The following is a 10,253-nucleotide window of genomic DNA, read 5'->3' on the forward strand; positions in this document are numbered from 1 at the left end:
CCCCGCCCCGCCTGAGGCCTCAGAGCTGCGTCAACAACTCCTCGATCCGGATSGGAAAGCGGCGAACGCGTACRCCGGTCGCGTGCCAGACGGCATTGGCGACCGCGCCGGCGCTGCCGGTGATGCCGATCTCGCCGACGCCCTTGATGCCGAGCGCATTGACGTGCGGATCGTGCTCCTCGACCGTGATCACGTCGAGCGGCGGCACGTCGGCATTCACGGGGATGTGGTACTCGCCGAGATTGGCGTTCATGATCCGGCCGCTGCGGCGGTCGGTGATCGCCTCCTCGTGCAGCGCGAACGACATGCCCCAGATCATGCCGCCGAACAGCTGGCTCCTGACCAGATGCGGATTGACGATGCGCCCGGCCGCGAAGGCGCCGACCATGCGCGTGACGCGGATCTGGCCGAGTTCGGGATCGACCTTCACCTCCGCGAACACCGCGCCGTGGGCGTGCATCGCATATTCTTCCATCGCCGCAGGGTTCGGCGCGCCCGTGCCGCGCGCCTCGACCTCGGCGAGGCCCGCGCGCGCGAGAATCTCGGCGTAGCTCTCGCCGCGGCTCTCGTCGTCGCGCCGGAACAGTTTTCCGTCACGCGCGGTGACGCCGGCGTTGCCGGCACCGAACAGCGGCGAAYGCTCATCGTTCGTGGCGAGGTCGGCGAGTTTTGCAATCACGGCCGCGCCGGCGCTGTGGATCGCGGCACCCGCGGTCGCCGTGTGCGCCGAGCCGCCGGCGATGCCGGCGTCGGGCAAGTCGGAGGTACCCGCCTTGAACTCGACACGGTCGATATCGAGGCCGACGGCATCGGCCGCGATCTGGGCCAGCGCCGTCCAGGCGCCCTGCCCCATGTCATGCGCGCCGATCTCCATGGCGCCGCTACCGTCGCGGCGGATCGCCGCGCGGGCTTCCGCCTGGAACATCAGCGCCGGGAAGGTCGCGGTGCCCATGCCCCAGCCGACCAGAAGGCCGGCATCGTCGCGCATCTGCCGCGGCTGAAGCGAACGCTTGGCCCAGCCGAAGCGCGCCGCACCCTGCTCGTAGCAGGCACGCAGCGCCTTCGAGGAAAACGGTTTTCCCGTGATCGGCTCGACCTCGGCGTAGTTCTTCAAGCGGAAGGCGAGCGGATCGACGCCGCAGGCCCAGGCCATCTCGTCGATCGCACTTTCCAGCGCAATCGAGCCAGTCGCCTCGCCCGGTGCGCGCATGAACAGCGGCGTGCCGGTGTTGACGCGCACCGCATCGTGCGCGGTGCGGATCGCAGGCGCCGCATAGAGCGTGTGCGATGCATCGGCCGCGGGCTCGTAGAAATCGTCGAACGTGCTCGACACGGTCCTTGCGTGGTGATCGAGCGCGGTCAGGCGTCCGTCACCATCGGTGCCGATGCGCAGCCGCTGACGTGTCGGCGCGCGATGACCGACCGGGCCGTACATCTGCTCCCGGCGCAGCACGAGCTTGACCGGCTTGCCGACCAGCTTGGCAGCCATGATGCCGAGGGTCTGCGGCCCTGCCATCAGCCCCTTGGAGCCGAAGCCACCACCGAGGAACGGGCTGCGGATGTGAATCTTGTCGTGCCCGATGCCGAACAATTCGGCGATGCGCGCGAGCGACAGCATCAGGCCCTGGGTCGGCATATCGATCGAGAGATTGTCGCCGTCCCACGACGCGACGATCGCATGCGGCTCCATCGCGTTGTGATATTGCGGCGGCGTCTCGTAGACGGCTTCGATCCGCTTCTCCGCCGAAGCAAGGCCGGCCTCGACATCGCCGCGGTGAATTTCCGTCGGGTTGCCGACGCCGACGACGGGCGGCACGAAGCTTTCGCCGGCGTCGAGCCCGACGCGCGCGGGCAGCGTCTCGTAGCGCGGCGCCAGCAGCACCGCGCCTTCCGTCGCCGCCTCCAGCGTCTCGGCGATCACGACGGCGATCGGCTGGTTGGCGTAGCGGACCTCGTCACTCTGCAACACCTCCATCCGGAATACGAACGGATTGGTCTTGAGCTCGGGGTCGATCGCAAGCTGCGGCTTGTGGCTCGACGTCATGACATCGACCACGCCGGGATGGCGCTTGGCAGCAGTGACATCGAGCGAGGTCACACGGCCGCGTGCGATGCTGGAAACCGCCATCACGGCAAACAGCATGCCGGGCGGATGATTGTCGGCGGCGTAGGTCGCCTGCCCCTTGACCTTGAGGATGCCGTCGCGGCGGGTCAGCGGCTGGCCGATACTCGAGCCGTGCCGCAGATGGGCGGGCGCGCTGGTCAGGTTGAGCTCAGACATGGAGGGCTCCAGACGTCGAGGCAAAGGGAGAGGCCGGCAGCGCGGGGATACGCGCAGGCGTGCCGGTGGCGGCAAGGGTCAGCGCGCGCACGACGATGCGGCGCGCGAGCTCGATCTTGAAGGCATTGTCGCCGGACGGCTTTGCGTCGGTGAGCGCGCGCCAGGCGGCCTCCTGGAAGGCGTCCGCCGTCGGCGCGACGTCCTTGAGCACGTCTTCCGCCGCGCGGGCGCGCCACGGCTTTGCGGCGACGCCGCCGAGTGCAAGCCGCGCCTGCTTGATCTTGCCGTTCTCGATCCGCAACGCAGCGGCGGTCGAGACGACGGCGAAGGCGTAGGACGTGCGCTCGCGAACCTTGAGGTAGCGCGCATGCGCGGCGAAGCCGCGTGCCGCAGGCGGCAGACGCACCGCGACGATGAGGTCAGCGGGCTCGAGCGTGGCGTCGCGCTCCGGCGCATCGCCGGGCAAGCGATGCAATTCGTCGAGTGCGATTTCGCGCCGGCCGTTCCTGCCCTCGATCTCGACGACCGCATCGAGCGCGACCAGTGGAACACAGAAATCGGAAGGATGCGTGGCGATGCAGCTTTCGCTCCAGCCGAGAACGGCGTGGCTGCGATTCTCGCCCTGCCGCGCATCGCAGCCGCTGCCGGCCTCGCGCTTGTTGCAACGGCTGGCGGTGTCGTAGAAATACGCGCAGCGGGTCCGTTGCAGCAGATTGCCGCCGACGGTGGCAGCATTGCGCAGTTGCGCGGACGCGCCGGAGAGCAGCGCTTCCGCCACGGCCGGATAGGACCTTGCGAATTCGGCATCATGCGCAAGATCGGCATTGCTCACGAGCGCACCGATGCGCATTCCGCCGTCGGCAAGATGCTCGATCCGGTCGAGCCCTTCGAGATGAGTGACATCGACCAGGCGATCAGGCCGGCTGATATTCCCCTTCATCAGATCGAGCAGGTTGGTGCCGGCGGCGAGATAGACGGCGCCCGGCTGGGCGGCGGCGGCAACGGCTTCGGTGACCGTGGCCGGCCTGACATAATCGAACGGTTTCATGCGGAGCGCCTCTGATTGGATTCGTCCATGCCGGCCTGCGCCTCGAGCACGGCATCGACGATGCCGGCATAGGCGCCGCAGCGGCAGAGATTGCCGCTCATGCATTCGCGGATGCGCTCGGGATCGTTGCCGGCCTGCGCCTCTTGCATCATGCCGATCGCGCTCATGATCTGGCCGGGCGTGCAGAAGCCGCACTGGAATCCGTCATGGGCGATGAAGGCGGCCTGCACCGGGTGAAGCTGGTCGCCGCGCGCGACGCCTTCGATGGTGAGGATGTCGGCGCCGTCATGGCTGATGGCGAGCGCGAGGCAGGAATTGATCCGCCTGCCGTCGACGAGAATGGTGCAGGCGCCGCACTGGCCGCGGTCGCATCCTTTCTTGGTTCCGGTCAGGTCGAGGCGCTCACGCAGGAGATCGAGCAGCGTGACGCGCGGATCGTCGAGGACGAAGTCGCGCCGCGCACCGTTCACGGTGAGGCTGATGGAGTGGTTCATACAAGGCTCCGATCAGATATGGGCATGAGTGATCGCGTGGCGCGCCACCGCCGTGGCCGCCGTCGCGTCTGCGCCGCCCGAACGGGGATCCGGGCCAACGTCTCAGCGAAGATACGGAGGCACCCTCCGCTTAACAAGGGCCGCCGAAAAATATTTGGAATTCGTCAAAGCCCGTGCGCATACAACGCGATGCAGCCCTGCAGGGGTTCAATCTAACCAATTCGTGATCTACATTGCCGGCATGGACGACCACGCCGACCAGATCCGCAAACCCCGCGCCGACGCCGTGCGCAATCGCGAGCGCGTGCTCGAGGCTGCCAAGGTCGTGTTCAACGCAGGCGGTCCCGAGGCAAGCCTCGAAGCCGTCGCCAAACGCGCCGGCGTCGGCATCGGCACGCTCTACCGGCATTTTCCGACTCGCGAGGATTTGTTCGAGGCGGTGTACCGGCGCGAGGTCGAGCAGCTCGGCGAGCTCGCCGAGCAATTGAAGAACGCCAAGGACCCGGTCGGCGCCTTGCGGCGCTGGCTGCGCTCCAACGTCGAATTCGTTGCCACAAAAAAGGGCATGTCCGCGGCGCTGGCGCTGACGTTCCAGAGCTCGTCGGAACTCGCGGCGTTCTCGATGGACCGTCTGACCAAGGCGATCGGCTCGCTGCTCGACCGCGCGGTCGCCGCCGGCGAGATGCGCGGCGATATCAGCCCGGAGGATTTGCTCAGGGCGCTCGTCGGCATGTGCTACATGCACGACCAGCCCGGCTGGCAATCCTCGGTGCTGCGGATGCTCGACGTGTTCGTCGACGGGTTGCGGGTGCAGCCCGCAGGCAAGGCAAAGCCGCGCGCCGCCAAGCCGGCGAAACCGGCCGCGAAGCGGAAGCGATAGCGCGTCCCGCATGTCCCCAAAGTCGTGCTAAGGTCGGGACCGCCTGGATTTCAACGCGGAGCCTGTCATGCGCATCGCAGCCTTGCTCGTCGGTCTCAGTGTCGCCTTCAGCCCCATGTCGGCACGGGCCGACGATGTCGCGGCGGCGCAAGGCGTCATTCGTGCCCAGGAGCAGGCCTTCATCCGCGACGATTCGGCCGCCGCCTATTCCTACGCCGCGCCGACGATCAGGGAGATCTTCCCTGCGCCCGACATCTTCATGTCCATGGTGCAGAACGGCTACGCGCCGGTCTACCGGCACAAGAGCTTCGAGTTCGGCGACAGCAAGAGCGAAGGCAATTGGATCGCCCAGCGCGTCCACATCGTCGATGCCAATGGCGAGGCCTGGGAGGCGCTCTACACGCTCGAGCAGCAGAGCGACGGCAGCTACAAGATCACCGGCTGCTCGCTGTTGAAGGCGGGACAGGGGGTCTAGGTGGCGAAGCGCGGGACTGTCTTGACAGCATTCATCCGCGAACGGATCAGCAGCAATACGACGATAGCGATATTGAGCGCGTTCCACGCCACGCCGTTGGTGAATGCCGCGGCATAGGAGCCGGTGGCATCGAAGATGACGCCCGACACCCAGCCGCCAAAGGACATGCCGAACACGGAGGCGAAGATCACGATGCCGACGCGCGTTGCCGCTTGGCTCGCCGGCATCGCCTCGCGCACGATGATGGCGTAGCTCGGCACGATGCCGCCCTGGAACAGCCCGAACATCGCGGAGATCAGATAGAGCGAGGCGAGGCTGTCGAAGAACAGGTAGAACGCCAGTGCAAAGCCCTGCGCCAGCGAGCCGACCAGCAGCGTAGGGATGCCGCCGATCTTGTCGGCCAGATAGCCCGAACCGATGCGGCTGACGATGCCGCACGCCATCATCAGGGACAGCATCTCGGCGCCTCGCGCCACGCCATAGCCGAGATCGCCGCAATAGGCGACGATATGCACCTGCGGCATCGCCATCGCCACACAGCAGGCAATAGAGGCGATCGAGAGCAGTACCGTCAGCGTGTTGGTCGAGAGCTTGAGATCGACCCGGGGTGGCGCCGCGTTGGCGTGATTGCGGACCTTGTCGTTACCCATCTGCGCGCGCAGGACCAGCACCAGAATCGTCATGAGACCGACGCAGACGAGGCCGATGCCGATATGGGTGTAGCGCCAGCCGATGGTCTGCATGCCAAAACTCACCAGCGGCGGCCACATCGTGCCGGCGACGTAATTGCCGCTGGCGACGATGGTCACGGCAAGCCCGCGATAGCGCTCGAACCAGTGCGAGGCCTCCGCCATCAGCGGCGCAAAGGTCGCCGAGGTGCCGAGCCCGATCAGGAAATAGGCCGCAATGAACTGCCAAAGCTCAGTCGACAGCCCCGCCAGCACATTGGCGACACCGATAAAGCCGATGCTGATGGCCATCGCCGGCACGATGCCGAACCGGTCGGTGATCTTGCCGGCGATCACACCGCCAAGCCCGAAGCCGAACATCATCAGCGTGAAGGCCAGCGATACCGCGCCCCGCGTGGCGGCGAATTCGGCCTGAACCGCGGGAATCATGACCACGATCGCCCACATGCCGACGCCCCCGATCGAGCCGATCAGAAGCGCAATCACGAGCCGTACCCAAGCCTGACGGGAATCAGGGCTGGACGAGTCTGGTCTTTGTTCTGGATGATTTGATTCTGGATGATTTGGTGCGTGCACGGCCGGACCATGTTCGCTGATCGCCGCACGGTCAAGCATCGTGCCGCGATATTGGGCATGCGCGGTGCGCTGCGGTAAGAAAASCTTGGCGGATGGGCGGTTTGCCATTAGTTTGCAATCTGCGTGTGCAACATTGCCGCGCGAACAGCATGTCGAGGCTACGTTGTTGCAATTGACGCGATCGATGCGGATCAGGGTGGGGCGGCTCATTGCCCTCGCCTATCTGTTCTGCGTCCTCGCGCCGGCTGCAGCCCTGGCCTGGGGCAGCGGTCCAGCGCCGTGCCTTGACGACGACGCGCTGCTCGCCGACCTCGTGCCGGCGCATCACCAGATGGCGGCGAGCCATATGCATGGCGATTCGTCGCATGACCACGCCGGCACGCACCCGCACCACCAGACCGCTGCGCAGGACGCACCCGCCCAGCATCATCATGACGGCAAGGGCAAGCCGGGCCCGTGCTGCGCGATGATGTGCGCGGTCGCGCTCCCTGCCGATCTGCCAAGCGTCGCCAAGCCGCTCCAGCCCATCTCCGCCTGCGCGCCCGAGATCGTGGCCAGCCTGCACAGCGAGGCGCCGCCCCTGCTCTACCGCCCCCCCATCGCCTGAGCTGATTCGACGATTTGAGGCCGCGCGCGTCTGCGCGCGTGCGCCTTTGGTCATCCGACAGATCAGGGATACATCATGCTTACGCTTCTCGGGGCGAGATCCGCCGCCGCATCTGCGGTGCGTGGACGACACTTTCGATTCAATTGGCCGCTGCTGGCCGCACTGGCGCTGTCCGGCTGCATGCCGGCAACCGCGCCGCAGGCCGGCGCCGATCCCGCCGATCCGGCAGCCAGAGTCGCACCCGTCGGCTATCGCTCGGTAATCGCGCCCTACACGAGCCTGCGGCCTGCAACGCCGGCACCATGGCGCGAGCGCAACGACACCGTGGCGCCGCAGCCCAAGCAAGACCGGTAGGAGCGCGCCATGGCACACCATCTCGCGCGAAGCCTGCTGCTCGTGGCTGCGCTCAACCTCTCCGGCTGCGCCGCTTTCTCGCCCGACAGCGGCATGACCGCGGTCTCGGACGTGACGCGCCAGGCCATCAACAAGGACGTCGCCTTTGTCCGGTCGGCCGAGGGTGCAGGGGCGGTCGACGGAGCCGTCCGCCGGCTGCTGTCGCGCACGCTGAACGCGGAGGCAGCCGTGCAGATCGCGCTGCTCGGCAACAAGGGACTTCAGGCGGCCTATAACGAGCTGGCGCTGGCCGAGACTGATCTCGTCGAACAAAGTCTGCCGCCCAATCCGGTCTTCTCGGTCTCGCGCATCAGCGGCAATGGCGCGAGCGAGATCGAACGCCAGGTGGTCGGCGACATCCTGGCGCTGGCCACCTTGCCGTTCCGCTCCGACATCGCGCGCGACCGTTTCCGGCAGGCGCAATTGCGGGCGGCGCTGGCGACATTGCGGCTCGCCGCCGACGTGCGCCGCGCCTATGTCCGCTGCGTCGCCGCCAACGAGATGGTGGTGCTGCTGACGGACGCGAAGTCGACGGCGGAATCGACGGCGCAGCTTGCGGTCAAGCTCGGCGAAACCGGCTCGATCAACAAGCTCGACCAGGCCCGCGAGCAGGTATTTTACGCGGAAACCACCGCCGATCTCGCCACCGCGCGGCAGACCGCGACGAGTGCGCGGGAAAAACTCGCGCGCCTGATGGGGCTGTGGGACGACGGTCTCGACTTCCGTCTGCCCAACCAGCTCCCGCCATTGCCGCGCCGGCCGCTGGCGCTGCCTTCGATCGAAGCCGACGCCATCGGCCACCGCATCGATTTGCAGATCGCGCGGCTCGAGCTGACGGCACTGGCCAAATCGCTCAACCTGACCGAGGCGACGCGCTTCGTGACGCTGCTCGATCTCGCCGGCATCTCCCGCCGCACCCAGGATCCGGAAGGCCCGCCGTTCCGCGAACGCGGTTTTGACGTGCAGTTCCAGATTCCGATCTTCGATGGCGGCGAGGTTCGCGTCCGGCAGGCGGCGGAGACCTACCAGCTTGCCTTCAATCGCCTGACGGAGCGCGCCGTCAACGTGCGCTCCGAAGCGCGCGATGCTTACCGCAGCTACCGATCGACCTACGACATCGCCAGCCACTACCAGCGCGAAATCCTGCCGCTGCGCAAGATCATCACCGAGGAGATGCAGCTCCGCTTCTCCAGCATGCAGGTCGACATTTTTGCGCTGCTGACCGAAGCGCGCCAACGCCTGGCGTCGCTACGGGGCGCGATCGACGCGAAGCAAAACTTCTTCCTCACGCAATCCGAGTTGCAGACCGTCGTCAATGGCGGCGGCTCGCCCACGGGCGGCGACAATACGACCACCATCGCCGCGGCAGCCCCTGCCGACGGCGGCCACTGACATGGAGGCCAACATGTTTTCCCGCCGAGGATTTCTGGGCACCGCCGCGCTCGTGAGCGCAAGTGCCATTCAAGGCCGCGTCCAGGCCGCGAGCATTCCGGAAGCCGCGCACATGGACAAGGCGACGATGCAGCCGCCGTTGCACCCGAGCAGCGGGCCGGACTATCGCCCCGTCGTCACGCTCAATGGCTGGACCCTGCCGTTCCGCATGAACGGCGACTGGAAGGAATTCCATCTCGTCGCCGAGCCGGTGGTGCGCGAGTTCGCCGAAGGCATGAAGGTGAATCTGTGGGGCTATAACGGCCAGTCGCCGGGCCCGACCATCGAGGCGGTCGAGGGCGACAAGGTCCGCATCTTCGTCACCAACAAGCTACCCGAATACACCACCGTGCACTGGCACGGCATGATCATTCCGAGCGGCATGGACGGCGTCGGCGGACTCAATCAGCCGCACATCGAGCCGGGCAAGACCTTCGTCTACGAGTTCGAGATGAAGAAGAGCGGGACCTTCATGTACCACCCGCATTCCGACGAGATGGTGCAGATGGCGATGGGCATGATGGGCATGGTCGTCGTGCATCCGCGCGACGCGAATTTCCGTCCCGTCGACCGCGACTTCGTCTTCGTGATGAGCACCTATCGCGTCGATCCCGGCACCTATCTGCCGCAGGTCAACGAGATGACCGACTTCAACATGTGGACCTGGAATTCGCGGGTGTTTCCCGGCATCGATCCCTTGCCGGTGCGGCTCGGCGACAAGGTGCGCGTGCGCATCGGCAATCTCAGCATGACCAACCATCCGATCCATCTGCACGGCCACAGCTTTGCGGTGACCTGCACCGACGGCGGCTGGATTCCCGAGAGCGCGCAATATCCGGAGACGACGACCGACGTGCCGGTCGGCGCTGTGCGCGTGTTCGACGTCGTCGCCGACAATCCCGGCGACTGGGCGTTCCACTGCCACAAGTCCCATCACACCATGAACGCGATGGGYCACGACATGCGCAACCTGATCGGCGTGTCGCGCAAGGATCTCGCGAAGGCCGTCGGCAAGCTTGCTCCCGATTCCATGGCGATGGGATCGACCGGCATGGCGATGGGCAACATGGAGATGCCCGCGCCCGACAACACGCTGCCGATGATGACCGGCACCGGCCAGTTCGGACCGATCGAGATGGGCGGCATGTTCACGGTGATGAAGATCCGCGAGGGGATGGCGCGTGACGATTATCGCGATCCCGGGCCGTACCAGTTCCCGCAAGGCACCGTCGCCTACGAGGTCGCCTCACCGGCGGCGGAGCCGGCGCGGCAGCCGGCGATGCAGAAGATGAAGATGTGAGCATTTCGATGAACCACCAACTGGAGACTACAATGAAGAAGACTGTCAAATTCGTCCTCGCGCTGGCCGTGCTCTCGAT

General features: G+C 66.3%; 10 protein-coding genes. 6 read left to right on the top strand and 4 right to left on the bottom strand.

Annotation, left to right across the window (positions count from 1 at the left end):
• Nucleotides 1-19: 19 nt before the first annotated feature.
• The 3 genes from ACXJL8_RS06370 to ACXJL8_RS06380 are packed head-to-tail and all read right to left on the bottom strand — an operon-like array spanning nt 20 to nt 3,823.
• The gene (locus ACXJL8_RS06370; protein WP_456684758.1) at nt 20-2,281 is read right to left on the bottom strand and encodes a xanthine dehydrogenase family protein molybdopterin-binding subunit; all 2,262 of its coding nucleotides are present in this window, start codon (nt 2,279-2,281) and stop codon (nt 20-22) included.
• Nucleotides 2,274-3,329 carry an FAD binding domain-containing protein gene (locus ACXJL8_RS06375; protein ID WP_456621701.1) on the bottom strand — a complete coding sequence of 352 codons (1,056 nt, stop codon included), beginning with the start codon at nt 3,327-3,329 and terminating at the stop codon, nt 2,274-2,276. The genes ACXJL8_RS06370 and ACXJL8_RS06375 overlap by 8 nt, the downstream gene beginning before the upstream one ends.
• A complete protein-coding gene (locus ACXJL8_RS06380) occupies nt 3,326-3,823 on the bottom strand; it encodes a (2Fe-2S)-binding protein (RefSeq protein ID WP_456621702.1) in 498 nt (165 codons plus the stop codon). The genes ACXJL8_RS06375 and ACXJL8_RS06380 overlap by 4 nt, the downstream gene beginning before the upstream one ends.
• Before the next feature lie 241 nt (nt 3,824-4,064).
• Between ACXJL8_RS06380 and ACXJL8_RS06385 the strand changes: the two genes are divergently transcribed.
• A complete protein-coding gene (locus tag ACXJL8_RS06385) occupies nt 4,065-4,703 on the top strand; it encodes a TetR/AcrR family transcriptional regulator (protein ID WP_456621719.1) in 639 nt (212 codons plus the stop codon).
• A gap of 67 nt (nt 4,704-4,770) precedes the next feature.
• Entirely contained in the window at nt 4,771-5,178 is a 408-nt protein-coding gene (locus tag ACXJL8_RS06390) for a DUF4864 domain-containing protein (RefSeq protein WP_456621703.1), read from the top strand.
• Here ACXJL8_RS06390 and ACXJL8_RS06395 read toward each other — a convergent pair.
• The gene (locus ACXJL8_RS06395; protein WP_456621704.1) at nt 5,175-6,482 is read right to left on the bottom strand and encodes an MFS transporter; all 1,308 of its coding nucleotides are present in this window, start codon (nt 6,480-6,482) and stop codon (nt 5,175-5,177) included. The two genes, ACXJL8_RS06390 and ACXJL8_RS06395, sit on opposite strands and share 4 nt — an antisense overlap.
• Nucleotides 6,483-6,627: 145 nt before the next feature.
• On the opposite strand from ACXJL8_RS06395, the gene ACXJL8_RS06400 reads away from it, so the two are divergent.
• The 4 genes from ACXJL8_RS06400 (at nt 6,628) to ACXJL8_RS06415 (ending at nt 10,174) form a co-directional block, all read left to right on the top strand.
• Nucleotides 6,628-7,050, top strand: coding sequence for a hypothetical protein (locus tag ACXJL8_RS06400; protein WP_456621705.1), 423 nt, complete (start codon nt 6,628-6,630; stop codon nt 7,048-7,050).
• Between the two features lie 75 nt (nt 7,051-7,125).
• Nucleotides 7,126-7,404, top strand: a complete 279-nt coding sequence (locus ACXJL8_RS06405) for a hypothetical protein (protein WP_456621706.1) — start codon at nt 7,126-7,128, stop codon at nt 7,402-7,404.
• A gap of 9 nt (nt 7,405-7,413) precedes the next feature.
• Nucleotides 7,414-8,835 carry a TolC family protein gene (locus ACXJL8_RS06410; protein ID WP_456621707.1) on the top strand — a complete coding sequence of 474 codons (1,422 nt, stop codon included), beginning with the start codon at nt 7,414-7,416 and terminating at the stop codon, nt 8,833-8,835.
• Between the two features lie 13 nt (nt 8,836-8,848).
• Complete coding sequence (locus tag ACXJL8_RS06415; RefSeq protein ID WP_456621708.1) at nt 8,849-10,174, top strand: copper oxidase; 1,326 nt, start codon at nt 8,849-8,851, stop codon at nt 10,172-10,174.
• Nucleotides 10,175-10,253 lie beyond the last annotated feature (79 nt).

It is taken from the genome of Bradyrhizobium sp. P5_C11_2 (genome assembly GCF_054049755.1).

Bases quoted from the DNA above. Each gene is read 5' to 3' on its own strand.
- ACXJL8_RS06375 (WP_456621701.1), bottom strand. From the start codon at position 3,329: ATGAAACCGTTCGATTATGTCAGGCCGGCCACGGTCACCGAAGCCGTT.
- ACXJL8_RS06380 (WP_456621702.1), bottom strand. From the start codon at position 3,823: ATGAACCACTCCATCAGCCTCACCGTGAACGGTGCGCGGCGCGACTTC.
- ACXJL8_RS06385 (WP_456621719.1), top strand. From the start codon at position 4,065: ATGGACGACCACGCCGACCAGATCCGCAAACCCCGCGCCGACGCCGTG.
- ACXJL8_RS06390 (WP_456621703.1), top strand. From the start codon at position 4,771: ATGCGCATCGCAGCCTTGCTCGTCGGTCTCAGTGTCGCCTTCAGCCCC.
- ACXJL8_RS06395 (WP_456621704.1), bottom strand. From the start codon at position 6,482: ATGCTTGACCGTGCGGCGATCAGCGAACATGGTCCGGCCGTGCACGCA.
- ACXJL8_RS06400 (WP_456621705.1), top strand. From the start codon at position 6,628: ATGCGGATCAGGGTGGGGCGGCTCATTGCCCTCGCCTATCTGTTCTGC.
- ACXJL8_RS06405 (WP_456621706.1), top strand. From the start codon at position 7,126: ATGCTTACGCTTCTCGGGGCGAGATCCGCCGCCGCATCTGCGGTGCGT.
- ACXJL8_RS06410 (WP_456621707.1), top strand. From the start codon at position 7,414: ATGGCACACCATCTCGCGCGAAGCCTGCTGCTCGTGGCTGCGCTCAAC.